The following is a 25,721-nucleotide window of genomic DNA, read 5'->3' on the forward strand; positions in this document are numbered from 1 at the left end:
GACTCCCGAGCGCAGCGAGGCCACCGAAGGCCCCGAGCGTGGCGAGGCCCCTGAACGCAAAAAAAAGGGCGCTCGAAGGCGCCCTTTCGATCTTGGGGTTCAAACCACTCAGCCCTGAGTTTTGGCCTCCGGGGTGGGGAGCGGCTTGGGGGCGGCGCTGGTGCCGGAGGCGAGCGGGTCGTCCTGCCGTTGCACCGAGCCCTCGAAGTGGGCGCCGCTCTCTATAGCGATGGTCTTGTGAATGATGTCCCCCTCGACGCGGGCGGTGGAGGTGAGGCGCACCTTCAGGCCGCGCACACGGCCTACGACGCGACCGTTGACCACAACGTCATCGGCGAGGCATTCGCCGCGCACGGTGGCACCTTCGCCGACGGTCAGCAGGTGGGCGCGGATGTCGCCCTCCACGGTGCCCTCGATCTGGATGTCGCCGGTGGTCTTGATATTGCCGACGATGGTGAGATCGGACGACAGGGTCGACGCGGGCGGCTTGGCCTTGGGCGTGCTGGAGCCAGCGCTGCTGCTGCCCGATGCGGACGCGCTGCTGGGCGGCGTGGTGGGCTGCTTGCTGCTGCCCGAGCTATCGGCTGTGGTGGATTTTCCGGGCTCGGCACTTGCGCCGGAGCCAGGCTCGTTGATCCTGGATTTAGAAAACATCTTGTCCTGCCTTGATGTAGGTCATCGGGTTCACCGGCTTGCCGCCGACCCGGACTTCGTAGTGGAGGTGGACGCCGGTGGACCGTCCGGTCGTTCCCATATCACCGATGCGATCCCCGCGCGAGACCCTTTGACCAACTTTCACGCGCGCCTTGCTCAGGTGGGCGTAGCGGGTTTCGATGCCGAACTCGTGCTGGATCTTGACCAGAATGCCATAGCCCGACTGCCGGCCTGCGTGAATCACCACGCCGTCGCCGGTGGCATAGATCGGGGTGCCGTGGGAGGCGGCGAAATCGGTGCCGTTGTGCATCCGGCCCCAGCGCGGCCCGAAGCCGGAGGTGAAGCGGAAGGCCGATTTCACTGGGATCGCGAAGGGCGCCTTTTGCGCGGCGATCCGGTAGTAATCCATCCGCTCCAGCCCCTTGAGGATGTTGTTGGCGCGGTTCTGCCCCATGTCGAGCGGCAGGCCCTTGGTCGAGAAGGTCAGCGGGGTCAGCGGGCCGCCCTGGCCGGAATAGCCGCGCTTGACGGTGTTGATCAGCTGGTCCGGCGGCAGGCCGGCGTCGCGAAACATCTTGTCGAGCGGAGCGACGGAGACGGTGAGCGCTTCTTCGAGCTGAGAGAAGATCTGGTCGTTGCGGTCCAGAATAAGCTCGCGCTCGAAGGCGAGGGCTTGTGCTTCTTCGCGGGCGGCGGCGGCGGTGTCGGCCATCGCGTCGCGCTCGCGTGCGGTGCTTTGCAGGGCCTCGGTGAGGAAGTCGACGGTGCCTTCCACATCAGTCAGGCGACCGTCGGTGGTTTTGGCAGAGCCGGTGGCGCCTTCGAGCGTGGCGATGGCTTCTGCCTGCCCCTCAAGCGCGGCGTCCCGCTCTTTCATGGTGCGGCGCAGGGTGGCCTGCACCACGCCGATGCCGGTTTCCAATTCGCGGCGGCGATCTTCGGAGGCGAGCAGTTGCGACTGCATCACCGAGATCTGCGCCAGCGCGGCGTTGAAACGCTCCTGCGCGGCGGCGGCCTCTTCGGCGCGGGCGTCGCGTTGGGTGGAGAGGGCGTTGAGGCGCATCTCGTAGCTGCGCTGTTCGCGCTTGGCCTGCTCGCGGAACGAGCCGGAGCCGATCGAATCCATCAACAGAACTGCGGTGGCGATGATCGCCCAGCCGACAACCAGCGCGGAGCCGGCGAGCGCAATCAGCTGCGTCTCGGGCTTCAGCCGGATGAACCGGGTTTCGGTGTCCGAGCGCAGAAAGAGCCGCTGCTCGGGCAAGTGGCGCTCAAGGGCGCTGTGCAGGCGATGCAAGACGCGTGCTTTCAATGATCCGTTCCTGTTCCCGTACCCCAAATACGTCCGCCGGGCCCCCAGCCGCCCAAACGAATTGCAGCCCTGTTACCCCACCCGGCTTGCTGATGGCAAGTTTTGCTGCCCCCACAAGAGGGTTAACGCCGGAGAGGAGGGTGTGATTCGGCGAATTCTTGCCGATTAGTTGCCCTGTGAAATATCATCTGCGGCAGACTGAGGCGGAGCGGCGCCGTGCAGGGCGCGCGGGTTACTCGACCAGCGGCCAGTAAAAGTCTGGTGGCATCCCGGCCTCGGCGCGCTTTTCCTCGTTGAAGGGCGGCTTGGGCCCGCCGGGAAAGTAGCGGCGCACAAGGGTGTGAAACGCCTCTTTCGGGTCCAGCCCGTCGCGACCGCAGAGCCAGTTGAACCACTTGGCCCCATAGGCCACGTGGCTGACCTCTTCGGCGTAGATCACCTTCAGCGCCGCGACGGCGGATGTGGCCCCGGCCTTGGAGAAAAGCTCGATCATTCCAGGGGTTACATCAAGCCCACGGGCCTCCAGCACCATCGGCACCACGGCAAGGCGGGCAGGCAGATCATGGGCGGTGTCGGCGGCGGCGCGCCACATGCCAGCGTGGGCATCAAGTTCGCCGTAGCCCATGCCCAGCTCGCGCAAACAATCGTCCATCAGCATGAAATGGCGGCTCTCGTCATCGGCGGCGCGCACCCAGTCGTCGTAAAAGCCGAGCGGCATCGGCGTGTCGGTAAAGCGGGCGACGACATCCCAGTGCAGGTCGATGGCGTTCAGCTCGATATGGGCGACGGCGTGGAGAATGGCCTTGCGGCCCGCCTCGGTGCCGGGGCGGCGGCGGGGCACGTCGCGCGGGTCGAGCAGGGCGGGCTTGGCGGGGCGGGCAGGGGCATCGGGCGGCGTGCCCTTGCCGAGGGGGAGCGGCGCATCGGCGTCGCGGGAGGCCAGCCAGAGGGCGGCGTTGCGGCGCGACAGCTCGGCCTTGCCGCGCCCCTCGGGGCAGGTGAGAACTTCGGTGGCGAGGGCAGCGAGGGTCTGTGTCATGCGGGGGTTCTAGGGGAGGCGGGCGGCGGGGGGAAGCCGTGCCGCGCCGTCCCGCCCCCCGGGGCGGCGCTTAGATGAGGCTGCTTGCTGCCATTGAGGGAAGATGACCACGGCATCATAAAGTGGCACCGACAAAGGGTGCATGCGCCACCCCGCGGGACGGCGCTGCACGGCTTGCGGCGACGCTCAGAGCGCCTTCGCCGCCCCCAGCACCTCTTCGACGTGGCCTTTGACCTTCACCTTGCGCCACTCGCGCACCACCGTGCCTTCGCCGTCGATCAGGAAGGTGGAGCGCTCGATGCCCATGCTTTTCTTGCCATACATGTTTTTCTCGACCCATGTGCCATAGGCCTCGCAAACCGCGCCGTCTTCATCGGCCACCAGCGGAATGCCGAGCCCGTGCTTGGTGATGAACTTTTCGTGCTTGGCCACGGTGTCGCGGCTGACGCCGACGATCTTGGCCCCTGCCGCCTCGAACTCTTCCAGCGCGGCGGTGAACTCGATCGCCTCGGTGGTGCAGCCCGGCGTATCGTCACGCGGGTAGAAATAAAGCACCACGGCAGAGGGCCGCAGCGCAGAAAGGGCAAGCTCGCCGCCGCCGTCGCGGGGCATGGTGAAATCGGGGGCTGTCTGGCCAGTGAGGTCCATTGCGTCTTCTCTCCTGTTCAAGGCGCTTCTCAAACCGCGCCGCTCCTGCGAATATGGGCCATAAGAGCAGACAGGCCAGAGCGCCGGGACACAAGGACAAAGAAGGCCGATGAGCCCGCCGAAGGACATGCCCGAAAAGGCACCGCTCGAAGAGCGCGCGCGGTGGTTTGATGCCGCCGCCGAGGCCGAGCGGCTGGCAGCGGCGCAGCAGGCCGCCATGCGGCTGGGGCCTGCGGCACCCTGCGAGGGCACGCCGTTGCAGCCACTGGGCGCGGCGGACCCGGCGGAGGGCACGCCATGCGGGCCGCTCCTGCTGACGCCGGAGAAGATCGGTCTGGAGGCAGAGCTGCCCGCCGAAAGTGCCGCTCCTGCCCTTGGGGCGGCAGAGGTGCCGGTAACGGGCGGGGCCGAGGTGGTGGCCGCGTTGCGCCGGGACGGGGCGCTAGACCGGCCCGACGACACCGGCGAAGACAGCCACGATGCCCCCATTCGCCCGCGGCGCCGCATCCGCAAACGCCGCCTGCTGGCTAAGCCGCTGATCTGGGCCTTCGACGTAGCCGTGCTCTGCGTGGTTGCCGTGATCCTCGCCATTCTGCTCACCGCTGGCCGGGAACTGCCCGCGCCGGAGTGGCTGGCCGAGCGGGTGGAGGCACGGCTGAACGAGGGGCTCGGCGGGGCCACTGTGGAGATGGGCGGGCTCTACGTGATCTTCCAGCGCACCGCGCTGCCCCGTGTCACCTTCCGCGAGGTGGATATTCGCGCCGCCGATGGCAGCCATATTGCCCATGTTCCCGCGCTGGGCGCGACGCTTGACAAGGGCGCCCTGCTGAAGGGGCAGGTGCAGCCGCGTGCGGTGATCATCAGCGGCGCGGCGATGCAGGCCTCGCGCGACCGGGAGGGCAACTTTGATCTGCGGCTCGGCAGTGCGGAGTTGAACTGGCAGGGCGCGGGCAACCTTGCCGAACTGCTGGACCGGGTGGATGCGATGCTGGCCCTGCCCAGCTTTCAGCCGATTGAGGAAATCCGCGCCGATCAGCTGGTGCTGGAGTTTGCCGATGCCCGCTCGGGGCGGGAGTGGGTGCTTTACAACGGCGAGCTGGTGATTGCGCAGGATGCCGAGAAGGTGTCGGCCCGGCTTGCGCTGCAACTGGCGGGCGAGGAGGTGCCGGAGGGGGCCGAGGAGCGGGCCGAGTTTGAGGTCGCCCCGGCCACGGTTGCGCTCACCTTCAGCTCGCAGAAGGGCTCCACCGCTGCCGAGCTGGGCGCGAACATCGAGGGCGTTGGTGCGCAGGACGTGGGCACGCTGAGCCCCGCCACTGCGTTCCTCGCGCTGCTCGATGCGCCGATCTCGGGGGCGATGCGGGCGAAGGTGGATGAGGCCGGAACGCTGGCCGAGCTGGCCGGGCAGCTTGAGATCGGGGCGGGCAGCATCGAGCCGGGGCAGGGGCAGGCGGCCATCGCGCTGGATGGCGGGCGCAGCTACTTTCGCTACCAGCCAGACGCCGCCCGGCTGGTGTTTGACGAACTGCGCCTCGCGGCACCTGACGGGGCCTTTACCGCCAGCGGGCAGGCCTATCTTGAGGGCATGGAGGCCACCGGTTGGCCGACCGACCTTGTGGGCCAGCTGGCCTTCTCGGAGGTGCGGCTGGACCCGACAGGCGTTTTTGCCGAGGGCCTCAGCTTTCCCTCTGGCGCGCTTGATCTGAAGCTCTCGCTCGACCCGTTCAACCTGCGGATCGGCCAGATGGTGCTGGAGGGCGAGGATGTGACAATCCGCGCTCGGGGCCGTGCCCGCCCGGTGCCAGAAGGCTGGGAGGCGGCGGTGGATGTGGAGGTGGACCGGATCGGCCATGAGCGGCTGCTTTCGCTCTGGCCGCTGGGGCTGGCCACCAAGACCCGCGACTGGATTTCCGAGCGGGTGCAGGCGGGCGAACTCTTCAACGTGAAGGGCGCGCTCAGGGCCAAGCCGGGCGAGGTGCGCCCGGTTGTGAGCCTTGTCTATGAGTTCAAGGGCGGCGAGGTGCTGGTGCTGCCCACGCTGCCGCCGGTGCAGGGCGCGACGGGCTATTCATCGATCTCCGAGGATGCCTATACGATGTCGCTGGACGCGGGCCATATCGACGCGCCGGAGGGCGGGCGGATCGACGTGGCGGGCACGGTGCTGCGGGTGCCGGATGTGCACAAGGAGCCGGCTGATATGGAGGTGCACCTGCTCTCGGAAAGCAGCGCCACGGCGGTGCTCTCGATCCTCGATCAGGAGCCGTGGCGGTTTATTTCCAAGGCCGATCAGCCGGTGGACATGGCCGAGGGCCGCGCCGCGCTGGATGGGGTGATCCGCTTTCCGCTGATCAAGGATGTGCCGCAGCAGCTGATCGACTTTCGCGTTGGCGGCGAGCTGACAGGGGTGCGCTCGACCAAGGTGGTGCCCGGGCGCACGCTCACCGCCGAGCGGCTGGAGGTGCTGGCCCATGGCGAGGAGATCGTGATCGAGGGGCCGGGGCGGATCGAGGGCCTGCCGATCACCGCCGCCTGGGTGCAACCGATCGACAAGCCGGGGCCGCAGCCGAGCCGGGTGGAGGGCACGATCGAGCTCAGCCAGGCCTTTGTGGACAGGTTCAACATCGGGTTGCCCAAGGGGATGGTGTCGGGCGCGGGCACCGGGCAGTTCACCATTGATCTGGAGCGCGGCCGCGCGCCGCGTTTCAGCCTGCGCTCCGATCTCAACCGGATGGGGCTGACGATCCGCGAGCTGGCGTGGAGCAAGGGGCGGGCGACGAAGGGCTCGCTTCAGGTGGCAGGCCAGCTTGGCGAGCCGCCCTCGATTGACAGCCTGTCGATCTCGGCACCCGGCCTCTCAGCAGAGGGGCGGGTGCGGCTGAACCCGGGCGGCGGGCTGCGCACGGCAGAATTTTCGCGGGTGAAGGCGGGCCGCTGGATTGACGCGCCGGTAACTCTGACCGGGCGCGGCAAGGGCGTGACCCCGGCTGTGACGGTGCGCGGCGGCTGGGTCGACATCCGCCGCACCTCCTTTGCCCAGGGCGGCGGCGGGGGCACGGCGGGCGCACCGATGAACCTTTCGCTCGACCGGCTGATCATTTCTGACGGCATCTCGCTGCGCGGCTTTCGCGCCGAGCTGAAGACACGGGGCGGGCTGAACGGCAAGTTCACCGGCACCGTCAACGGCGCGGCGCCGGTTTCGGGCACGCTGGTGCCCTCGCGCGGAAAGACGGCGGTGCGTATCTCTTCGCAGGATGCGGGGCGGGTGTTTCGGGCCGCCGGGCTATTCAGGAAAGGCCGGGGCGGGGCGATGCAGCTGACCTTGGTGCCCCGCGCCGAACCGGGGCAGTACAATGGCGAGCTGAAGGTGCAGAACGTACGGGTGCAGAGCGCCCCCGGCCTCGCGGCGCTGCTCAACGCGATCTCGGTGGTCGGCCTGCTGGAGCAGCTCAACGGCGCGGGCCTGCTTTTGTCGAATACGGTCGTCAACTTCCGGCTCACCCCCAATGCGGTGCAGATCAATCACGGCTCCGCCGTTGGCCCCTCGGTGGGGATTTCGATGGCGGGGGTGTACGACATGAACCGCGATTACATGTCGGTGCAGGGGGTATTTTCGCCGATCTACGTGGTCAACGGGATTGGGCGGATCATCTCGAAGCGGGGCGAAGGGTTCTTTGGCTTCAACTACAAGATGACCGGCCCGGCGGCGGGTCCGAAGGTGAGCGTGAACCCGCTGTCGGTGCTGACCCCGGGGATCTTCCGCGAGATCTTCCGCCAGCCGCCGCCGAGGCTGGCGAATTAGGCGCTTTCGGATGGCGCTGGGATGGGGGCAGCAACATCCCACGGTTTGGGTTGAGCGTTCTAAGCGGAGCGGGGCGCGGTCACCGCACTTTTGCTGATCGGGTGCGGTGTTGGGGCTTGTGTCGGGGGGGCTGGCGCTTGTAGGGCGCGGGCATGAAGCTGGATGATTTTGATTTTGACCTGCCCGAAGAGCTGATCGCCGTGCGCCCCGCCTATCCGCGCGGGGCCTCGCGGCTGTTGGTGGCAGGGGCCAATTGGATTGATGATCGGGGGGTCGGCGATATTTGCGACTACCTGCGGCCCGGCGACCGGCTGGTGCTGAACAACACCAAGGTGATCCCGGCGCGGCTTTCGGGTGTGCGGAGGCGCGACTCGGCGCAAGGCATGGTTGACGCGCGGGTGGAGGTGACGCTGCTGGAGCCGGGCACGGGCGGCGAGTGGCTGGCGCTGGCGCGGCCCGCCCGCAAGGTGAAGCCGGGCGAGGTGGTGGAGTTTGGCGCTGGCTTGAAGGCCGAGGTGCTGAGCCGCGACGGGGGCGAGGTGCAGCTGCGGTTTTCTGCCGAGGGCGAGGCCTTTGACGCGGCGCTGGAGCAGGTCGGCGCGATGCCGCTGCCGCCCTATATCGCCGCTCGGCGGGCCGCCGATGAAGCCGACCGCGAAGATTATCAGACGGTCTTTGCCAAACATACCGGCGCCGTGGCCGCGCCGACCGCCTCGCTGCATTTCGATGCCGCATTGCTGGCGCGGATCAAGGCGATGGGCGTGGGGCTGACGGAGGTGACGCTGCACGTGGGGGCGGGCACCTTTTTGCCAGTGACGGTGGAGGATGTGACAACCCACCGTATGCATGCCGAGCGTGGCGAGGTTACGGCGCAGGCGGCTGATGAGATCAACGCCACCAAGGCGGCGGGCGGGCGGATCATCCCCGTGGGCACCACCGCGCTGCGGCTGATCGAGAGCGCGGCCGCGGGCCCGGGCCGGATTGCGCCGTGGCAGGGGGAGACCGATATCTTCATCTACCCCGGCTTTCAGTTTGCGCTGACAGACGCGCTGATGACCAATTTCCACCTGCCCAAGAGCACGCTGATGATGCTGGTCTCGGCGCTGATGGGGCAGGATCGGATAGGCGAAATTTACCGCCATGCCATAGAAGCGCGATACCGCTTCTTCAGCTATGGTGACAGCTCGCTGCTGTTGCCGGGCGAATAACGACAGGGCGTGTCGCTGTGAAGCGGTTACCCCCGGAGCCGATGGGCGATCTGGGGCGAAGCAAGGAAAGGCCGGATAATGATTAAGGTGATCGCAAGTACCTGGGCGCTGCTGATCGGCGTGATGCTGCTGATGGTGGGCAACGGTGTGCAGGGCACGCTGCTGGGTATCCGCGGCTCGCTGGAGGGGTTTTCGACCCTGCAGATGTCATTCGTGATGTCGGCCTATTTCGTGGGCTTTCTTGGCGGCAGCCGGATGGCACCGGAGATGATCCGCCGGGTTGGGCATGTGCGGGTGTTTGCGGCGCTGGGCAGCTTTATCAGCGCGGTGCTGATCCTTTATCCGACAGTGGCCAACCCCTGGGCCTGGATGGTGGGGCGGGTGATCATCGGTTTTTGCTTCTCGGGCGTTTACGTGACCGCCGAAAGCTGGCTGAACAATTCGGTAACCAACGACATCCGCGGCAAGGCGCTTTCGCTCTACATGATCGTGCAGATGGTGGGGATCGTGGCGGCGCAATTCCTGCTGGTGGCAGGCGACCCGACGGGCTTTGTGCTCTTCGTGATCCCGAGCGTGCTGGTTTCGATCTCCTTCGCACCGATTTTGCTGAGCGTGCAGCCCACGCCTGCCTTTGACACCACCAAGCCGCTCTCGCTGATCGAGCTGTACCACGTGTCGCCGCTGGGCATGGTGGGGGCCTTCCTGCTTGGCGGGGTCTATGCCGCCATGTTCGGCATGTCGGCGGTCTTTGCCACGCAGGCTGGCTTTTCTGTGGTGGAAACTTCCACCTTCGTGGCCTCGATCTACGTTGGCGGGCTGCTCATGCAATATCCCATCGGCTGGGTCAGCGACCGGATGGACAGGCGGTTGCTGATTGCCATGCTCGGCATTGGCGGCGCGCTCGCCGGGGCATTCGGGCTGGTGTTTGGCGGGGCCTTCGTTGCCGTGCTCGTTGCAGGCTTCATGATCGGGGGCATGAGCAACCCGCTCTATGCGCTGCTCATCGCCTATACCAACGACTTTCTGGAGGTTGATGACATGGCCGCCGCCTCGGGCGGGCTGATCTTCATCAACGGGGTGGGGGCGATTGCGGGGCCAATCGTGACCGGTTGGTTCATGGGGCTGATCGGGCCTCTTGGCTTTTTCGTCTACATCGCCCTCCTGATGACGGCGGTGGCGGGCTATGCGTTTTGGCGGATGACCCGGCGTCCGGGTGTTTCGGTGGAAGACACAGGCTCTTACGCGCCGGTCTTGCCCTCGTCCACGGCAGTGGCTGTGGATATGGCGCAGGAATACTTCGTGGAAGGGCTTGAGGAGGACGCCGAGGGGGAGGCATCTGCCGAAGAGGGCGCAGAAGCCCGCCCCTGACAGTTGTGCGACCCGCCGTCGCATGCAAGTCTGGAGGTGGGAGGATTGTGCATGGTCGAGCCGGAAGAGATTTGCCGGTTCTGGGTCGATGAGATTGGCCCGGACGGCTGGTATGTTCAGGATGAGGCGCTGGATGCGGATATCCGCGCGCGCTTTCTGGAAAGCTGGGAAGCAGTGGCCGCCGGTGCGCGGTTGCCTTGGGGCTGGACGGCGCGCGAGGTGCTGGCCCGGCTGATCCTTGTGGATCAGTTCCCGCGCAACATGTTTCGTGGGGACGGGCGCAGCTTTGACACCGATGGGATGGCGCGCGAATGGTCCAAATGGGCCGTGGCCGAACGCAAGGATGCCCGGGTGACGGGCCCGGCGCAGCAGTTTTTCTACCTGCCGCTGATGCACTCGGAGGTGCTGGCCGATCAGGATGCGGCGGTGCGGCTGTTTCTGACCCGGATGCCGGGGACCGACAATCTGCGCCACGCGCGGGCGCATCGGCAGGTGATCCGCGATTTTGGCCGGTTTCCCTATCGCAACGCGGCGCTTGGGCGGCCCTCAAGCGCGCGCGAGTTGGCCTATCTGGAGGCAGGGGGCTATCGGTGGTCGCTCAACCACGTCGATGACGCGGGCGGCGGAAGCTGGGGCTCACACGAGTAAGGTGCTGTTTGCGCTTGTCTTTCGCGTGGCCGCGCAGGTGCGGCATATCTGTGCGGGGCAGGGGCTATCGCCGGGTGGCGAAAATAGTTTAATACCAAACTAGTTTTAGAACGGGAGAGAATCATGGCCTCGCAAAGCTTCGACCTGATCGTCATCGGCGCCGGCCCCGGCGGCTATGTGGCCGCGATCCGCGCCGCCCAGCTCGGGCTGAAGGTGGTGTGTGTGGAGCGCGAGAACCTTGGCGGCATTTGCCTCAACTGGGGCTGCATCCCGACCAAGGCACTGCTGCGCTCTTCCGAAGTGTTTCACCTCATGCACCGGGCCAAGGATTTTGGCCTGAAGGTCGAGAAGGCCGACTATGACCTCGACGCCGTGGTGAAGCGCTCGCGCGGCGTGGCGGCGCAGATGGAAGGCGGCATCAAGCACCTGTTCAAGAAGAACAAGGTGACCTCGATCATGGGTGAGGCCAAGATCACCGGGAAGGGCAAGGTTTCGGTCAAGACCGAGAAGGGCACCGAGGAACTGACCGCCAAGAATATCGTGGTGGCCACCGGCGCGCGCGCCCGCGAGCTGCCCGGGCTGGAGGCCGATGGCGATCTGGTCTGGACCTACCGCCACGCGCTGACCCCCAAGCGGATGCCCAAGAAGCTGCTTGTGATCGGCTCTGGCGCGATCGGCATCGAGTTTGCAAGCTTCTACAACACGCTCGGCTCTGACACGACCGTGGTGGAAGTGATGGACCGGGTGCTGCCGGTGGAAGACAAAGACATTTCTGCCTTCGCCAAGAAGCAGTTTACCAAGCAGGGCATGAAGATCATGGAGAAGGCCATGGTCAAGCAGCTCGACCGCGCCAAGGGCAAGGTCACGGCCCATATCGAGGTGGGCGGCAAGGTGGAGAAGCATGAGTTTGACACCGTGATCTCCGCCGTGGGGATCGTTGGCAATGTCGAAGGCCTCGGGCTGGAAGAGCTGGGCGTGAAGATCGACCGGACTCACGTGGTGACCGATGAATACTGCCAGACCGGGGTGGAGGGTGTGTATGCCATTGGCGACATCGCCGGGGCCCCGTGGCTGGCGCATAAGGCGAGCCATGAGGGCGTGATGGTGGCTGAGAAGATCGCCGGGCAGCACGTGCATCCGATCAAGCCGGGCAGCATCGCGGGCTGCACCTATTGTCACCCGCAAGTGGCGAGCGTCGGCATGACCGAGGAAAAGGCCAAGGAGGCCGGATACGAGCTGAAAGTGGGGCGCTTCCCCTTTATCGGCAACGGCAAGGCTGTGGCGCTGGGCGAGCCGGAGGGCATGGTGAAGACCGTGTTCGACGCCAAGACCGGCGAACTCTTGGGCGCCCACATGGTCGGCGCAGAAGTGACCGAGCTGATCCAGGGCTACGTGGTGGGCCGACAGTTGGAGACCACCGAAGAAGACCTGATGCACACGGTCTTCCCGCATCCGACGCTTAGCGAAATGATGCATGAGTCCGTGCTGGAGGCCTACGGGCGGGCTATTCACATTTAACGCGGAAAGCGCGAGCTTTCTGCGACGGTGGGCGGCAGTGGATCGCGAAGCGATCTGCGAGAGCCCACACCGTGGATAACAGGGCGCCTTCCGGGGCGCCCTTTTTTGTTGAGGTGCGGCCGGGCATGGCACAGCTCCCGCCCGCCCACCCCGCTGCGCCATGCCCGGACTGCTCTGGGTGGATAGGGGGGAGAAAGCTCCGGGTTCACCAAAGCAGGAGCCTGCTTGCGGGGCCTCCCATCACCTGACCCCGGCTTGGCCGACGGTCCAGCTCGCATCAACAGGAATAGCCGTATCCCCGCGAGCGGGGCCCCTCGGCGATTCATGTTGACCCGAGCCATCCCGCCGTCCTTTGGGGGTTCAGGCGATGGGTGGCTCCGAAGCAGGAATTTCGGTTTGGTTACGAAAATCTCGATTGCGTTGATATTTGGTAACGTATTGCTTGCGCCGAATCCTCTCCGGGCGTAGTTTCGGCGCAAGCGAGCAGGGAGGAGCAAGCCATGGCCGGAGAGGCTTTCATTTGTGACGGGGTGCGCACGGCGATTGGCCGCTATGGCGGGGCGCTGTCTTCGGTGCGGGCGGATGACCTTGCCGCAGTTCCGATCAAGGCACTGATGGCGCGCAACACCGGGCTGGACCCTGCGGCGATTGAAGATGTGATCTATGGCTGCGCCAACCAAGCGGGGGAAGACAACCGCAACGTGGCGCGGATGGCGCTGCTGCTGGCGGGCCTGCCCGAGACGGTGCCGGGCGCCACCATCAACCGGCTCTGCGCGAGCGGTATGGATGCGATTGGCACCGTGTCCCGCGCGATCAAGGCGGGCGACTATGACCTCGGGATTGCGGGTGGTGTGGAGAGCATGAGCCGCGCGCCATTTGTCATGGGCAAGGCGACGAGCGCCTTTTCCCGCGCGGCGGAAGTGTATGACACCACCATCGGCTGGCGCTTCGTGAACAAGGCGATGAAAGCGGCTTATGGCGTGGATTCCATGCCCGAGACCGCCGACAACGTGGCCGCTGATTGGGGGGTTTCCCGCGAGGATCAGGATGCCTTTGCGGCGCGGTCTCAGGCCCGTTGGGCCGGGGCGGATGCGGCGGGGGTGTTTGCCGAGGAGATCGTGCCGGTGGAGATCCCGCAGCGAAAGGGTGATCCGGTTGTTTTGACGCAGGACGAGCATCCGCGGCCCGGCACAACGGCAGAGCAGCTGGGGCGCTTGCGCGGCGTGAATGGGCCGGAGCTGACCGTCACGGCGGGGAATGCCTCGGGCGTCAACGATGGGGCGGCGGCCCTGCTGGTGGCGAGTGAGGGGGCGGCGCATGTGCATGGGCTGAAGCCGCTGGCGCGGATCGTGACGATGCAATCGGCAGGCGTGGCACCTCGGGTGATGGGCATCGGCCCGGTGCCTGCGGTCCGCAAGGCTCTGGCGAAGGCCGGGCTGACCATCGAGCAGATGGATGTGATCGAGCTGAACGAGGCATTTGCCGCGCAGGGCATCGCAGTGCTGCGCGATCTGGGCGTCGCGGAGGATGCGGCCCATGTGAACCCCAATGGCGGGGCGATTGCGATTGGCCACCCGCTCGGCATGAGCGGCGCGCGGATCGTGCTGACAGCGGCGTGGGAGCTTCAGCGGCGCGGCGGGAAATATGCACTCTGCACCATGTGCGTGGGCGTGGGGCAGGGGGTTGCACTCATCATCGAAAGGGTCTGAGCCATGTATGCACAGATGATCAAATCCGAGGGCGGGAAGCGCCGCGAAGAGATGTCGCCCGAGGAGGCGGCGTTTCAGGATCGGATCGACGCGGGTGAGACCATCGAGCCGCAGGACTGGATGCCGGAGGGGTATCGCAAAACGCTCATTCGCCAGATCGGGCAGCATGCGCATTCGGAGATCGTGGGGCAGCTGCCGGAGGGCAACTGGATCACCCGGGCGCCGACGCTGGAGCGCAAGGCGATCTTGCTGGCGAAGGTGCAGGATGAGGCGGGGCATGGGCTCTACTTGTATTGCGCGGCGGAGACGCTGGGGATCAGCCGCGATGACATGACGGAGCAGCTGCTCAGCGGGCGGATGAAGTATTCGTCGATCTTCAATTATCCGACGCTGAGCTGGGCCGATATCGGCGCGGTGGGCTGGCTGGTGGATGGTGCGGCGATCATGAACCAGGTGCCTTTGCAACGCACGAGTTATGGCCCCTATTCCCGCGCGATGATCCGGATCTGCAAGGAAGAGTCGTTTCACCAGCGGCAGGGCTTCGACATCATGATGAAGATGGCGAAGGGCACCGAGGCGCAGCGGCGGATGGCGCAGGATGCGCTGGATCGTTTCTGGTATCCCTCGCTGATGATGTTCGGCCCGAGTGACGCAGAGAGCGTGCATTCGGCGCAGAACATGGCCTGGCGGATCAAGATCAACGGCAATGACGAGCTGCGCCAGAAGTTCGTAGACCAGACGGTGCCGCAGGCGGAGTTCCTTGGGCTGAAGGTGCCGGATGAGCATCTGAAGTGGAACGAGGAGAAGGGCGGCTATGACTTTTCCGAACCCGATTGGGAGGAGTTCTTTGCCGTGCTGAAGGGCGCGGGGCCGGAGAGCGCCGAGCGGATGAAGGCACGGCGGGATGCCTGGGATGAGGGGCGATGGGTGCGCGATGCGATGAGCGCCCATGCGGCGAAGAAGGCGGCGCGGCGGGAAGCGGCGGAGTAGTTGCGTCATCCTCGGGCCTGACTCGAGGATCTCTTGGAAGGAGGTTGGGTCAGGCCCGAGGATGACGGTGAAAGGGAGAAAGCGATGAGCAGGGAATGGCCGTTGTGGGAAGTGTTCATCCGGGGGAGCCACGGGATGAGCCATCGGCATGTGGGGAGCCTGCACGCGGCGGATGCCGAGCACGCGCTGCTTTCGGCGCGGGATGTCTACACGCGGCGCAACGAGGGGGTTTCGATCTGGGTCGTGCCCACGGTGCAGATCACCGCGTCGAACCCCGATGACAAGGGGCCGTTCTACGAGCCGTCGCAGAGCAAGGTCTATCGGCATCCCAGCTTCTTCGACATTCCCGATGACGTGGGGGCGATGTGATGCTGGATGGCGGGATGGACCCGGTCGGCGCGCTGGCGCTGCGGATGGGAGACAATGCGCTGATCCTCGGCCATCGCGTCTCCGAGTGGTGCGGCCATGCGCCGGTGCTGGAGGAAGATATCGCGCTGGCCAATATCGCGCTCGACCTGATCGGGCAGGCGCAGCTGTGGCTGGGGCTGGCGGGGGAGGCTGACGGGCGCAGCGCCGATGAGCTGGCGTTTCTGCGCGATGCTTGGGACTTTCGCTGCCTGTTGCTGGTGGAGCAGCCGAACGGGGATTTCGGGCGCACGGTGATGCGGCAGTTTCTGTTTGACGCCTGGCATGTGGAGATGCTGCGGGGGTTGTGCGGGTCATCCGAGCCGCGGGTTTCGGAGATTGCGCAGAAGGCGGTGCGGGAGGTGGAGTATCACCTTGAGCGGTCCTCGGCGCAGGTGATTGCGCTGGGCGATGGCACCGAGGAGAGCCACGCCCGGATGCAGGCGGCGCTTGATTGGCTCTGGCCCTGGGCGGGTGAGGCTTTGGCCGCCGATCCGGTGGATGCGGCGCTGGCGGAGGCCGGCATTGCGCCCGCGCCCGAGGCCCTGCGCCCCGCGTGGGAGGCAACGCTTCGGCGGGTGTTGGGCGAGGCGACGCTTACGCTGCCGGAGAGCGATTTCGCCCATCGCGGCGGCAAGAATGGCAAGCGGCATTCGGAGGCCTTGGGGCATTTGCTGTGCGAGATGCAATGGCTCCAGCGCGCCTATCCGGGGGCGGCGTGGTGAGCGCTGCGAGGAATGGCGAGGCCGTGAGGGCGAGCCTTGACGAGCGGCCCGGCGGGGCGGCTCATCGGGGTCTTGCCTCGCGGCGCGACTCCTCTTCGCCTTTGCCGCTGGCGGCGGTCTGGGAGGTGCTGGACGGCGTGCCGGACCCGGAGATTCCGGTGATTTCGCTGGTCGATCTGGGCGTGATCCGGGGGGTGGGCTATGAGGGCGACAGGCTGGTTGTGACTGTGACGCCAACCTATTCGGGCTGCCCGGCCACCGCCGTTATCAACATGGATATCGAAACCGCACTGCGGGCGGCAGGGGTGGAACACCTCGAACTGCGCCGCCAACTCGCTCCGCCGTGGACGACCGATTGGCTATCAGATGAGGGCCGCGCCAAGCTGGAAACCTACGGCATCGCGCCGCCCCGGCCCGCGGGTGGGCCGGAGCGCTGCCCGCGCTGTGCCTCCAAAAACCTCCACAAGATCAGCCAGTTCGGCTCGACGCCCTGCAAGGCGCAGTGGCGGTGTGGCGACTGCCTCGAACCCTTCGACTACTTCAAGTGCATCTGAAAGGGCATCCGACATGGCCCAGTTTCTCCCCCTCACTGTGACCGACGTGCGCCCCACCACCCGCGAGGCCGTGGTGGTGACGCTCCAGCCCGACGACCCGGAGGCCTTTGCCTTCACCCAAGGGCAATACCTGACCTTCCGCCAAGAGATCGACGGCACCGAGATCCGGCGCAGCTATTCGATCTGCTGCGGCGTGGGCGAGGGGTTGCAGGTGGGGATCAAGCGGGTCGAGGGCGGGGCGTTTTCGAGCTGGGCGAATGACAATCTGAAGCCGGGGATGCGGCTGGAGGCGATGCCGCCCGCGGGGCGGTTCTTTGTGCCGCTCGGGGACGCGCCGAAGCAGTACCTCGCCTTCGCGGGTGGCTCGGGGATCACGCCGGTTCTGTCGCTCATCCGCACCGCGCTGGCTGCCGAGCCTGGGAGCCGCTTCACGCTGGTCTATGCCAACCGGGCGGCGGCGACGGTGATGTTCAGGGAAGAGCTGGAAGACCTGAAGAACCGGCATATGGGGCGCTTTCGGGTGATCCACGTGCTGGAGCACGACGGGCAAGAGGTGCCGCTGTTTTCGGGCCGGGTGGACGGCGAGAAGGTGGCGGCGCTGTTCGGCGGGTTGATCGAGCCGGAGGGGGTCGATGTGGCCTTCATCTGCGGGCCGGAGCCGATGATGCTGGCGATCTCCGAGGCGTTGAGGGCGGCGGGGCTTTCGGGCGATCAGATCAGGTTTGAACTGTTCAAATCTGACCAGCCGGGGCGCCTGCCGCAACGCGCGGCGGCGGCTGTTGCTGCGGGCGCCAGCGGAGCGGAAGCGAAGGTGACGCTGGATGGCGTAACGCGGACGCTGACGGTGGAGCCGGGGCAGACGGTGCTGGAAGCCGGGCTTGCGGCCTCAATGGAGGTGCCGTTCGCCTGCCGCGCGGGGGTGTGTTCCACCTGCCGCTGCCGGGTGCTGGAGGGCGAGGTGGAGATGGCGGCGAATTACGCGCTGGAGGATGACGAGGTGGCAAAGGGCTATGTGCTGAGCTGCCAGAGCCATGTGATCTCGGATCGTGTGGTGGTGAGTTACGACGCCTAGGGCACGGCGCGGCGTGGGGCAGCGCGCCGGGCGGTGGACAGATTGCCCACCCTACTTGTCGACAGGCAAACCGCTGGGAACGGCATCGGGCACGCCGAGGCGGCCATCAATGGCGGGCTGGTCGGTGAGGCTTTCGAGGAAGGCCATGATCGCATCGGTGTCGGCGTCTGAAAGCGGTGCGTCTTTCACCTCAATCGCGGCTTCCAGCGCGGCGCGGTCGGCGGCGTCTTGCAGCGGGGCGAGGGCGTCATGCTCCAGCGCGGCGAGCCTTGCGGGGGTGCCGTCATAAGCCGCCAGCGCGGCGCTTGGGGCGGCGTGGGCCTGCAAAAATTCGCGCAGATCGGCATAGGCACCGGAGTGGCCATAGGGCGCGGTGGCAACCACGTTGCGCAGGGAGGGCGTGCGGAAGGCATAGGCATCTTCGGCATGGCCCGTTACCCCCATGCGGCCCGTGTCGCGGTGGTGGGTTTCAAAAGCCAGCCGCTTGCCGGGGCCGATCTGGGGCACGCCCATGGCGTGAAATCCGTGGTCGGTTTGCAGCGCGCCCGCGTGGCAGGTGGCGCAGCCCGCCTCGCCGTAAAACAGCCGCGCGCCTTCCAACGCCTCTGCCGAGAGTGCGGCTTCGTCGCCGCGCAGGAAGGCATCAAACGGCGCATTGTCGGCCCGCCATTCGAAGGCCATGAAGGCGGCGATGGCGTTAGAGATATCGGTGAAATGCAGCGGGCGGCCTGCGGCAACCTCGGGGTAGACCGCCTCGAACCGCGCCTGGTAGTCACCCGCGCCCTCAACCCGGCGGGCGATGATATCCCACGCGCCACCCGGCCCGGTGATCCGCCCCGAGCGGGTGGCCTTGGCGATGTCATTCTCCTTCACATGGCCCGCCATCTCATCCGCCGAGAGCACCGGGAACATGGTTTGCGCCGAAAGGATGCCCGAAAACCCCACCTCCATGTCTTCGCCCATCGGCGTGCGAAAGCCGGATTTGCGGGCCGGGTCCACTTCGATCCGGCCATCATGGAAGAGCACGGTGAACTGGTGCGCACCGAGGTTGAAGAGGGCCGGGGCGTTGCGGGGGATGAACTCGTCGGGGTAATTCGCCGGGTCCGCCAAGCGATCGGGGCCGAGGCCGGTGCCCCCCTCGCCCATGCCAAGGCTGAGCCCGTCGGAGGTGGCAAAGCGCGGGTGGTGGCATGTGGCGCAGGCGATGTTGCGGTTGCCCGAAAGGATCGGGTCATAAAACAGCAGCTGCCCGAGCCGCGCCTCGGCCTCGTCCACCGCGATGAAATCGGCATCGGTGAGCGGCGCGGGGAAGTCTTGCGCCGTGGCGGCCATCGGCAGCAGGAGGGCGAGCGCAAGGCTACGCATAGGCCTTGGCCTTCTCCTCCAGCGAAATCACCCGTGGTTCCACGAGCGGCTCGCCTCCGGGAAACAGCGGATGGCGCTTGTGTGCGCCCTTCAGCCAGCCGCCAAACATGATGCGCCCGATGGAAAGGAACACGCCAAGCGCACTGCCGCTTGTGGATGGCAAATCGTCGGGCAGTGTGCGTTTCTTGGGGATGTTGACCCGCGCCTTCACCGGCCCGAGCGCCTCCTTGTCGGCGATGCCATGAGTGAGCGCGCCGAAGAACGGGTAGGCCGGGGAGGGGCCGGTGTTGCCCAGCGGGGTGTTGCAGCAGGCGGCATACCAGCGGGCAAGGCCCTTGGGGCTCAGGCGCAGCGCGGCGATATGCTCGCGCCCCTCCACGATCGAGAGCCGGTCACAGCGGATTTGCAGAATGTCCGCGCCGTCGCCCGGCCCCAGCACATCCGCCCGCCCGAGAGCGCGGGGGAAGGCGCGGCAGCTGTCGCAATGGCAGATCACCCGGTTGCCCTGCGGCGGGGCGGGGCGGGCGGCAATGGCGAGCTTCAGCTTGCCGCAGTCGCAACTCAGCAGGATCGGGTTGGGCATGGGGGCAATCTCCTTTGAGCTGGAAGGTAAGACAGGCAGGGTGGCGGGGGAAGGGGCAGGGTGCACGGCTGCAAATTGGCCCGGCGCAAAAGTGATTCGAAAATGCCTTCCCATGCGAATCACCTTGCGTTACTGTGGCGACAGACCCGGAAAACCGGGCGATTTGAGGCAGATCAGGCAGTCTGATGACAGAGATGGTTTTTGGCACGGCCCCCGTTCGTACGGGCGAGCCGGTGCTTCCCCGGTGGTGGCGGACGATCGACAAGTGGTCGATGTCCTGCATCCTGCTGCTCTTCGGCGTGGGGCTGTTGCTTGGCCTTGCGGCCTCGCCGCCGCTCGCGGCGCGCAACGGGCTCGATCCCTTCTATTACGTGCAGCGTCAGGCCTTCTTTGGCGGGCTCTCGCTGGTGGTGATGTTCGCCTTCTCGATGATGAACCCCTCGCTGGTGCGCCGCCTCGCGGTGCTTGGCTTCTTCGTCAGCTTCGTGGCGATCCTGCTGCTGCCGTTCTTCGGAACCGACTTCGGCAAGGGGGCGACCCGCTGGTTCTCGCTTGGCTTTGCCTCGCTTCAGCCGTCGGAATTTCTCAAGCCGGGCTTCGTGGTGCTCGCCGCATGGCTGATGGCCGCCTCCCAGCAGGTGGCGGGGCCTCCGGGCAAGAGCTTCTCCTTCATCCTCGCGGTCACCATCGTGATGCTGCTCGCGCTCCAGCCCGATTTTGGCCAGGCCTGCCTGATCCTCTTTGCATGGGCGGTGATGTATTTCGTGGCCGGTGCGCCGATCACCATCCTCGTGGTCGTGGCCGGGCTCGTCGTGGTGGGCGGCCTCACGGCCTATGAGGGCTCCGAGCACTTTGCCCGCCGGATTGACGGCTTCCTCTCCCCCGATCTCGATCCGCGCACCCAGCTTGGCTATGCCACCAATGCCATCATCGAAGGCGGGTTCTTTGGCGTGGGCGTGGGCGAGGGGCAGGTGAAATGGTCGCTCCCCGATGCGCATACCGACTTCATCATCGCCGTTGCGGCGGAGGAATACGGGCTGGTGCTCGTGCTCTTCATCATCCTGCTCTATTCCACCATCGTCGTGCGCTCGCTGCTGCGGCTGATGCGCGAGCGTGATCCCTTCATCCGCCTTGCCGGCACCGGGCTGGCCTGCATGTTCGGCGTGCAGGCGATGATCAACATGGGCGTTGCGGTGCGGCTCTTGCCCGCAAAGGGCATGACGCTGCCGTTTGTCTCTTACGGCGGCTCCTCGATGATTGCCGGGGGCATTCTCGTTGGCATGCTGCTGGCCTTCACCCGCACCCGCCCGCAAGGGCAGATCGGCGATATCCTGCTGCGGAGGTCGGCGTGACGCGAAACCTGCTTCATTTTCTTGCTGAAAATACTCAATCCCCCGGCTCCACCCAAAGCAACGCCGGAGCAGACAAATGACGCAGCCCCTTCTCATCATCGCCGCCGGAGGCACGGGCGGGCATATGTTTCCGGCACAGGCGCTGGCCGAGGCGATGCTGGCGCGGGGCTGGCGCGTGAAACTTTCGACCGATGCGCGCGGCGCGCGTTACACCGGGGGCTTTCCCGAGGCGGTGGAGATCGAGGTGCTTTCCTCGGCCACCTTCGCGCGCGGCGGGCTGCTGGCCAAGCTGGCCGTGCCCTTCCGCATCGCGGGCGGCACGATTTCGGCGGCGGTGAAGATGATGCGCGACAAGCCCGCCGTGGTTGTGGGCTTTGGCGGCTACCCCTCGATCCCGGCGCTGGCGGCGGCCACGCTGCTGAAGCGCCCGCGGGCGATCCATGAGCAAAACGGTGTGCTGGGCCGGGTGAACGAGCTCTTCGCCAAGCGCGTTCACGCCATCGCCTGCGGCACATGGCCCACCGAACTGCCCGAGGGCACAGAGGGGCATGACATTGGCAACCCAGTGCGTGCCGCCATTCTGGAGCGGGCCGCTGCGCCCTATATCCCGCCGGGCGATTACCCGATGTCGGTGCTGGTCATGGGCGGCAGCCAGGGCGCGCGCATCCTTTCGGATGTGGTGCCCGCCGCCATTGCCGCGCTGCCCGAGGCGCATCGCCAGCACATCCGCGTGAGCCATCAGGCGCGGCCCGAAGATGAGGCGCGTGTCACCGAGTTTTACGCAAACGCCGGAATCGACGCCACGGTGCAGCCGTTCTTTTCGGACGTGCCCGAGCGCATGGCCGAGGCGCAGCTGGTGATCACCCGCGCCGGGGCCTCCAGCGTGGCCGACCTCTCGGTTATCGGGCGCCCGGCCATTCTGATCCCCTTTGCCGCCGCAACCGGCGACCACCAGACGGCCAATGCACGCGGGCTGGTTGACGCGGGGGCGGCCATTCTGATCCCCGAGAAACGGCTTGACCCGGAAGCCCTCGCGGCGCAAATGCGCACAATTCTCGACAGCCCCGAAGGGGCAACGCAGATGTCTGTCGCGGCGCTCTCCACGGGCAAGCCGGATGCGACGGAGCGGCTGGTGGCGCTAGTGGATGCACTGGCGCAGCAAGGAACGGTGAAACCGACCGGAGACAACTCTGGCGAGCAGGTATGAGGCAGTGACATGGACGGAAGCAATATCATGCAGGGTGTAACCAAACTCCCGACACAGCTTGGGGCAATCCATTTTGTCGGCATCGGCGGCATCGGCATGTCGGGCATTGCCGAGGTGCTGCTGAATTTCGGCTATCAGGTGCAGGGCTCTGACCTGAAGAAAAGCAAGATCACCGCGCGGCTGGAAAGCCTTGGCGCGACGGTCTTTGAGGGGCAGGCCGCCGAAAACCTCGAAAGCGCCGAGGTCATCGTGATCTCATCGGCCATCAAGCCGGGCAACCCAGAGCTTGACGCCGCCCGCGCGCGTGGCCTGCCGGTGGTGCGCCGCGCCGAGATGCTGGCCGAGCTGATGCGGCTGAAGTCCAACATCGCCGTCGCCGGAACCCACGGCAAGACGACGACCACAACCATGGTCGCCGCCCTGCTCGACGAGGGCGGGATTGACCCGACCGTCATCAACGGCGGCATCATCCACGCCTATGGCTCCAACGCCCGGATGGGGCAGGGCGAGTGGATGGTGGTAGAGGCCGACGAGAGCGACGGCACCTTCAACCGCCTCCCCGCCACCATTGCCATCGTCACCAACATCGACCCCGAGCACATGGAGCATTGGGGCACCGAGGAGGCGCTGCATCAGGGCTTTCTCGATTTCGTGTCGAACATCCCGTTCTACGGCCTTGCCGTCTGCTGCACCGATGACGCCGATGTGCAGGCGCTGGTGGGTCGCGTCACCGACCGCCGCGTTGTGACCTATGGCTTCAACGCCCAGGCCGACGTGCGCGCGGTGAACCTCACCTACAAGGCGGGCGTGGCGCATTTTGACATCAAGCTGCAAGCCGAGGATGCGGTGATCGAGGGCTGCACCCTGCCGATGCCGGGCGACCATAACGTGTCCAACGCGCTTTCGGCGGTGGCCGTGGCCCGCCACCTCGGCATGAAGGCCGAAGAGATCAAATCCGCCCTGGCCAATTTCGGCGGGGTGAACCGCCGCTTCACCCGCGTGGGCGTGGTCGATGGCGTGACCATCATCGACGATTACGGCCACCACCCCGTAGAGATCGCCGCCGTGCTCAAGGCCGCGCGTCAGGCGACCGAGGGCCGGGTGATCGCCGTGCACCAGCCGCACCGCTACTCGCGCCTGTCGGGCCTGTTCGACGATTTCTGCGCCTGCTTCAACGAGGCCGATGTGGTGGCGATTGCCGAGGTCTATGCCGCTGGCGAAGATCCGATCCCCGGGGCCTCCCGCGATGACCTTGTGAACGGGCTCATCGCCCACGGCCACCGCCACGCCCGCGCGATCCTCTCCGAGGATGACCTTGTGCGCCTCGTGCGCGAGCAGGGCCGCGAGGGCGACATGGTTGTCTGCCTCGGGGCGGGCACGATCTCGGCCTGGGCGAACAACCTGCCTGAGAGGCTCAAGGGCTAAGGGCGGAGCATTGAAGCTGTGCCGCCCTCCCCGGAGCTTTCGCAGCGCCGTTAACACTTTTCGGCGTGCGCCTGTGCTAGGCTGCGCGCTGGGGCGTTTCGGGCGTGGTGCCGGAGGTGGTGCCGCGCTCCCGAGGGGACGGGCCGAAAGGGATGCTCCGTGAGCCTGCTTTTGATCGCTGCGATCCTCTGGGTGTTTGCCGCCAGCGCCACGGCCTTCCTGCCGATGCGCTGGCAACTCGTGCCCGGATTGGCGCTGATCGCCGGGGCCTTCGTGCTGATCGGCCTGCTGTTCGCCGAATACGGCCCGGTTCCGGGCGTCGTCGCGATTGCTGTTTTTGTGTCTTTCTTCCGCCGCCCGTTGGGGCACCTGATCCGCAAATTCACCGGGAAAGCCCGCGCATGACCCCCTCGCTCATCTGCTTCTTCGCCTGGGCCCTGGCCGCCAACCTCGCCGCCATGATCCCCTCGAAGGACAACCACTGGACCCGCGCCTATGTGCTCATCGCCCTCGGCATCCCGCTGCTCGGCTGGGTGACCTATGAGAACGGCCCGTTCATCGGGCTGGCTTGCATGGCGGCAGGCGTCTCGGTGCTGCGCTGGCCAGTGGTGTATCTCTGGCGCTGGCTCAAGGGCGCACGGCGCAAGGCAGACGGCTGAGCGGCACCCCCCTTGCCAGAAGGGCGGTGCGCAGGGAAGAGTGGCGCCCATGTTTCATGAACTCCACGCCGTCGCCGCCGGATCGGCCCTGATTTTCGGCCTGCTCGGCTTCTGGTTGCGCTGGATGAGCCCGCTCGGCGGCGCGATTTACCTTGGCGGCATGCTGGCCATTTGCATCGGATTGAAGCTCTGGCTCGGCCGCGGCCCGGTGGGTTGGGACAACGTAGGCCACGCGTTTCTGCTGCTCTGGGTGCTGTTGCCGGGGCTGGTTGGGGCCGTGGCGGGGGTGGCGATTGCGTGGTGGCGCGTTCGGGGGTAGCGCTTCGGCTCCTCTGGCCCCCCATCGCAGCTGCGAAGAAAGGCCGAACGGCCATGATGCGCCGCCCGGCTTGCGCCCGTCGCGCCGCCCGGCAATAACGCCTCCATGACAGAGCTTCCCCAAGTGCGTGGCACCCTCACGCCCGACCGTCCCCTGAACGATCTCACATGGCTGCGCGTGGGCGGGCCTGCCGATTGGTTGTTTCAGCCTGCCGATCTCGACGACCTCCAAGCCTTCCTCGCGGCGCTCGACCCGGCGATCCCGGTCTTTCCGATGGGCGTTGGCTCCAACCTGATCGTGCGCGATGGCGGCATCCGGGCTGTGGTGATCCGGCTTGGGCGCGGGTTCAACGGGATCGAGGTTGAGGGCCGCCGGGTGACGGCGGGGGCGGCGGCGCTGGATGCGCATGTGGCGCGCAAGGCGGCGGCGGCGGGCGTCGACCTGACCTTTCTGCGCACCATTCCCGGCGCCATCGGCGGGGCCGTGCGGATGAACGCGGGCTGCTATGGCTCTTATGTCGCTGACTACCTGCAATCGGTGGATGTGGTGCTGCGCGACGGCAGCCGCGCCACGCTTTCGCCGGAGGAGCTGAACCTGCGCTATCGCCAGTCTGACCTGCCCGAGGGCGCGGTGATTGTCTCGGCCACTTTCGAGGGGGCAGAGCGCGCGCCCGCCACGCTGGAGGAGCGGATGGAGGAGCAACTGGCCAAGCGCGATGCCTCCCAGCCCACGAAGGACCGCACGGCAGGCTCGACCTTCCGCAACCCCGCCGGATTTTCCTCGACGGGCAAGGCCGATGACACTCACGAGTTGAAGGCCTGGAAGCTCATCGACGACGCCGGGATGCGGGGCGCGCGCGAGGGCGGGGCGGTGATGAGCGAGAAGCATTCCAACTTCCTCACCAACGCCGACAACGCCAGTGCCGCCGACCTTGAAAATCTCGGCGAGCAGATCCGAAAAAAGGTTTACGAAACCAGCGGTGTAACGCTAGAGTGGGAAATCATGAGGGTCGGTGAACCGGCCCCGGAAAAGGCAGGCGGCTGAGCGGTCAACGAACCGGCTCAAGCATCAACAAAACAAGGGCGAAGCGCGAATACCACGCGCAAAAACCATCGCCCGATGGCAGAGGCGGACATGTCGAGCAGGACAGTCCAGAATGTTG

The 25,721-nt window shown here is 66.4% G+C and carries 24 protein-coding genes; 18 read left to right on the plus strand and 6 right to left on the minus strand.

All coding sequences use genetic code 11. The annotated features are described in order from the left end of the window. Positions 1-108: 108 nt before the first annotated feature. The 4 genes from ACXAG6_RS09750 to ACXAG6_RS09765 all read right to left on the minus strand — a co-directional run bounded on the left by ACXAG6_RS09750 (position 109) and on the right by ACXAG6_RS09765 (position 3,653). Positions 109-654 carry a bactofilin family protein gene (locus ACXAG6_RS09750; protein ID WP_475337261.1) on the minus strand — a complete coding sequence of 182 codons (546 nt, stop codon included), beginning with the start codon at positions 652-654 and terminating at the stop codon, positions 109-111. Continuing rightward, positions 644-1,966 carry a DUF5930 domain-containing protein gene (locus ACXAG6_RS09755; protein ID WP_475337263.1) on the minus strand — a complete coding sequence of 441 codons (1,323 nt, stop codon included), beginning with the start codon at positions 1,964-1,966 and terminating at the stop codon, positions 644-646. The genes ACXAG6_RS09750 and ACXAG6_RS09755 overlap by 11 nt, the downstream gene beginning before the upstream one ends. Positions 1,967-2,198: 232 nt before the next feature. Further along, entirely contained in the window at positions 2,199-3,005 is an 807-nt protein-coding gene (locus ACXAG6_RS09760) for a ferritin-like domain-containing protein (RefSeq protein ID WP_475337264.1), read from the minus strand. Positions 3,006-3,191: 186 nt separating this feature from the next. Continuing rightward, entirely contained in the window at positions 3,192-3,653 is a 462-nt protein-coding gene (locus tag ACXAG6_RS09765; protein WP_475337265.1) for a peroxiredoxin, read from the minus strand. A gap of 109 nt (positions 3,654-3,762) precedes the next feature. Here ACXAG6_RS09765 and ACXAG6_RS09770 point away from each other — a divergent pair, with 109 nt between their 5' ends. The 11 genes from ACXAG6_RS09770 to ACXAG6_RS09820 all read left to right on the plus strand — a co-directional run bounded on the left by ACXAG6_RS09770 (position 3,763) and on the right by ACXAG6_RS09820 (position 17,649). Next, entirely contained in the window at positions 3,763-7,452 is a 3,690-nt protein-coding gene (locus ACXAG6_RS09770) for a hypothetical protein (protein WP_475337266.1), read from the plus strand. A gap of 152 nt (positions 7,453-7,604) precedes the next feature. Further along, entirely contained in the window at positions 7,605-8,660 is a 1,056-nt protein-coding gene (queA, locus tag ACXAG6_RS09775) for a tRNA preQ1(34) S-adenosylmethionine ribosyltransferase-isomerase QueA (RefSeq protein ID WP_475337268.1), read from the plus strand. A gap of 78 nt (positions 8,661-8,738) precedes the next feature. Then, positions 8,739-10,028 (plus strand): MFS transporter, encoded by a 1,290-nt coding sequence (locus tag ACXAG6_RS09780; protein WP_475337269.1) that lies wholly within the window; start codon positions 8,739-8,741, stop codon positions 10,026-10,028. Between the two features lie 51 nt (positions 10,029-10,079). Continuing rightward, a complete protein-coding gene (locus ACXAG6_RS09785) occupies positions 10,080-10,676 on the plus strand; it encodes a DUF924 family protein (RefSeq protein WP_475337270.1) in 597 nt (198 codons plus the stop codon). Positions 10,677-10,799: 123 nt separating this feature from the next. Continuing rightward, positions 10,800-12,194 (plus strand): dihydrolipoyl dehydrogenase, encoded by a 1,395-nt coding sequence (gene lpdA / locus ACXAG6_RS09790; protein ID WP_140013727.1) that lies wholly within the window; start codon positions 10,800-10,802, stop codon positions 12,192-12,194. A 500-nt stretch (positions 12,195-12,694) separates the two neighbouring features. Further along, positions 12,695-13,903 carry a 3-oxoadipyl-CoA thiolase gene (gene pcaF / locus ACXAG6_RS09795; RefSeq protein WP_475337271.1) on the plus strand — a complete coding sequence of 403 codons (1,209 nt, stop codon included), beginning with the start codon at positions 12,695-12,697 and terminating at the stop codon, positions 13,901-13,903. 3 nt (positions 13,904-13,906) lie between these two features. Next, positions 13,907-14,893: a 1,2-phenylacetyl-CoA epoxidase subunit PaaA gene (paaA, locus tag ACXAG6_RS09800; protein WP_475337272.1), complete on the plus strand. Its 987-nt coding sequence runs from the start codon at positions 13,907-13,909 to the stop codon at positions 14,891-14,893. Positions 14,894-14,977: 84 nt separating this feature from the next. Beyond that, a complete protein-coding gene (gene paaB, locus ACXAG6_RS09805; protein ID WP_475337273.1) occupies positions 14,978-15,262 on the plus strand; it encodes a 1,2-phenylacetyl-CoA epoxidase subunit PaaB in 285 nt (94 codons plus the stop codon). Next, positions 15,262-16,023, plus strand: a complete 762-nt coding sequence (gene paaC / locus ACXAG6_RS09810; protein WP_475337275.1) for a 1,2-phenylacetyl-CoA epoxidase subunit PaaC — start codon at positions 15,262-15,264, stop codon at positions 16,021-16,023. The genes paaB and paaC overlap by 1 nt, the downstream gene beginning before the upstream one ends. Positions 16,024-16,046: 23 nt before the next feature. Continuing rightward, a complete protein-coding gene (gene paaD / locus ACXAG6_RS09815) occupies positions 16,047-16,577 on the plus strand; it encodes a 1,2-phenylacetyl-CoA epoxidase subunit PaaD (RefSeq protein WP_475337276.1) in 531 nt (176 codons plus the stop codon). Positions 16,578-16,590: 13 nt separating this feature from the next. Next, a complete protein-coding gene (locus ACXAG6_RS09820) occupies positions 16,591-17,649 on the plus strand; it encodes a 2Fe-2S iron-sulfur cluster-binding protein (protein WP_475337278.1) in 1,059 nt (352 codons plus the stop codon). A gap of 51 nt (positions 17,650-17,700) precedes the next feature. On the opposite strand, the gene ACXAG6_RS09825 is transcribed toward ACXAG6_RS09820, so the two are convergent. After that, positions 17,701-19,014 carry a cytochrome-c peroxidase gene (locus ACXAG6_RS09825; RefSeq protein WP_475337279.1) on the minus strand — a complete coding sequence of 438 codons (1,314 nt, stop codon included), beginning with the start codon at positions 19,012-19,014 and terminating at the stop codon, positions 17,701-17,703. After that, a complete protein-coding gene (locus tag ACXAG6_RS09830; protein WP_475337281.1) occupies positions 19,007-19,597 on the minus strand; it encodes a DUF6151 family protein in 591 nt (196 codons plus the stop codon). The genes ACXAG6_RS09825 and ACXAG6_RS09830 overlap by 8 nt, the downstream gene beginning before the upstream one ends. 185 nt (positions 19,598-19,782) lie before the next feature. On the opposite strand from ACXAG6_RS09830, the gene ftsW reads away from it, so the two are divergent. From ftsW to murB, 7 genes are all read left to right on the plus strand, one after another. After that, positions 19,783-20,949: a putative lipid II flippase FtsW gene (gene ftsW / locus ACXAG6_RS09835; RefSeq protein WP_475337283.1), complete on the plus strand. Its 1,167-nt coding sequence runs from the start codon at positions 19,783-19,785 to the stop codon at positions 20,947-20,949. A gap of 76 nt (positions 20,950-21,025) precedes the next feature. Further along, positions 21,026-22,156, plus strand: coding sequence for a UDP-N-acetylglucosamine--N-acetylmuramyl-(pentapeptide) pyrophosphoryl-undecaprenol N-acetylglucosamine transferase (locus ACXAG6_RS09840; RefSeq protein ID WP_475337285.1), 1,131 nt, complete (start codon positions 21,026-21,028; stop codon positions 22,154-22,156). Between the two features lie 27 nt (positions 22,157-22,183). Beyond that, positions 22,184-23,581, plus strand: a complete 1,398-nt coding sequence (gene murC, locus ACXAG6_RS09845) for a UDP-N-acetylmuramate--L-alanine ligase (RefSeq protein WP_475337947.1) — start codon at positions 22,184-22,186, stop codon at positions 23,579-23,581. Positions 23,582-23,740: 159 nt separating this feature from the next. Beyond that, positions 23,741-23,986: a DUF2484 family protein gene (locus ACXAG6_RS09850; RefSeq protein ID WP_475337286.1), complete on the plus strand. Its 246-nt coding sequence runs from the start codon at positions 23,741-23,743 to the stop codon at positions 23,984-23,986. Further along, a complete protein-coding gene (locus tag ACXAG6_RS09855; protein WP_475337288.1) occupies positions 23,983-24,240 on the plus strand; it encodes a DUF2484 family protein in 258 nt (85 codons plus the stop codon). Before ACXAG6_RS09850 ends, ACXAG6_RS09855 begins: the two co-directional genes overlap by 4 nt. 49 nt (positions 24,241-24,289) lie before the next feature. Further along, on the plus strand, positions 24,290-24,559 hold the full coding sequence (locus ACXAG6_RS09860) for a hypothetical protein (RefSeq protein ID WP_475337289.1): 270 nt from the start codon (positions 24,290-24,292) through the stop codon (positions 24,557-24,559). A gap of 105 nt (positions 24,560-24,664) precedes the next feature. Beyond that, the gene (gene murB, locus ACXAG6_RS09865) at positions 24,665-25,603 is read left to right on the plus strand and encodes a UDP-N-acetylmuramate dehydrogenase (RefSeq protein ID WP_475337291.1); all 939 of its coding nucleotides are present in this window, start codon (positions 24,665-24,667) and stop codon (positions 25,601-25,603) included. Positions 25,604-25,721 lie beyond the last annotated feature (118 nt).

The sequence above is a fragment of the Vannielia sp. ABF1_015 genome, from assembly GCF_056160745.1.

Coding starts and splice junctions, on each gene's coding strand:
- ACXAG6_RS09750 (WP_475337261.1), bottom strand. CDS start 654: ATGTTTTCTAAATCCAGGATCAACGAGCCTGGCTCCGGCGCAAGTGCC.
- ACXAG6_RS09760 (WP_475337264.1), bottom strand. CDS start 3,005: ATGACACAGACCCTCGCTGCCCTCGCCACCGAAGTTCTCACCTGCCCC.
- ACXAG6_RS09765 (WP_475337265.1), bottom strand. CDS start 3,653: ATGGACCTCACTGGCCAGACAGCCCCCGATTTCACCATGCCCCGCGAC.
- ACXAG6_RS09770 (WP_475337266.1), top strand. CDS start 3,763: ATGAGCCCGCCGAAGGACATGCCCGAAAAGGCACCGCTCGAAGAGCGC.
- queA (WP_475337268.1), top strand. CDS start 7,605: ATGAAGCTGGATGATTTTGATTTTGACCTGCCCGAAGAGCTGATCGCC.
- ACXAG6_RS09780 (WP_475337269.1), top strand. CDS start 8,739: ATGATTAAGGTGATCGCAAGTACCTGGGCGCTGCTGATCGGCGTGATG.
- ACXAG6_RS09785 (WP_475337270.1), top strand. CDS start 10,080: ATGGTCGAGCCGGAAGAGATTTGCCGGTTCTGGGTCGATGAGATTGGC.
- lpdA (WP_140013727.1), top strand. CDS start 10,800: ATGGCCTCGCAAAGCTTCGACCTGATCGTCATCGGCGCCGGCCCCGGC.
- pcaF (WP_475337271.1), top strand. CDS start 12,695: ATGGCCGGAGAGGCTTTCATTTGTGACGGGGTGCGCACGGCGATTGGC.
- paaA (WP_475337272.1), top strand. CDS start 13,907: ATGTATGCACAGATGATCAAATCCGAGGGCGGGAAGCGCCGCGAAGAG.
- paaB (WP_475337273.1), top strand. CDS start 14,978: ATGAGCAGGGAATGGCCGTTGTGGGAAGTGTTCATCCGGGGGAGCCAC.
- paaC (WP_475337275.1), top strand. CDS start 15,262: ATGCTGGATGGCGGGATGGACCCGGTCGGCGCGCTGGCGCTGCGGATG.
- ACXAG6_RS09820 (WP_475337278.1), top strand. CDS start 16,591: ATGGCCCAGTTTCTCCCCCTCACTGTGACCGACGTGCGCCCCACCACC.
- ACXAG6_RS09825 (WP_475337279.1), bottom strand. CDS start 19,014: ATGCGTAGCCTTGCGCTCGCCCTCCTGCTGCCGATGGCCGCCACGGCG.
- ACXAG6_RS09830 (WP_475337281.1), bottom strand. CDS start 19,597: ATGCCCAACCCGATCCTGCTGAGTTGCGACTGCGGCAAGCTGAAGCTC.
- ftsW (WP_475337283.1), top strand. CDS start 19,783: ATGACAGAGATGGTTTTTGGCACGGCCCCCGTTCGTACGGGCGAGCCG.
- ACXAG6_RS09840 (WP_475337285.1), top strand. CDS start 21,026: ATGACGCAGCCCCTTCTCATCATCGCCGCCGGAGGCACGGGCGGGCAT.
- murC (WP_475337947.1), top strand. CDS start 22,184: ATGCAGGGTGTAACCAAACTCCCGACACAGCTTGGGGCAATCCATTTT.
- ACXAG6_RS09855 (WP_475337288.1), top strand. CDS start 23,983: ATGACCCCCTCGCTCATCTGCTTCTTCGCCTGGGCCCTGGCCGCCAAC.
- ACXAG6_RS09860 (WP_475337289.1), top strand. CDS start 24,290: ATGTTTCATGAACTCCACGCCGTCGCCGCCGGATCGGCCCTGATTTTC.
- murB (WP_475337291.1), top strand. CDS start 24,665: ATGACAGAGCTTCCCCAAGTGCGTGGCACCCTCACGCCCGACCGTCCC.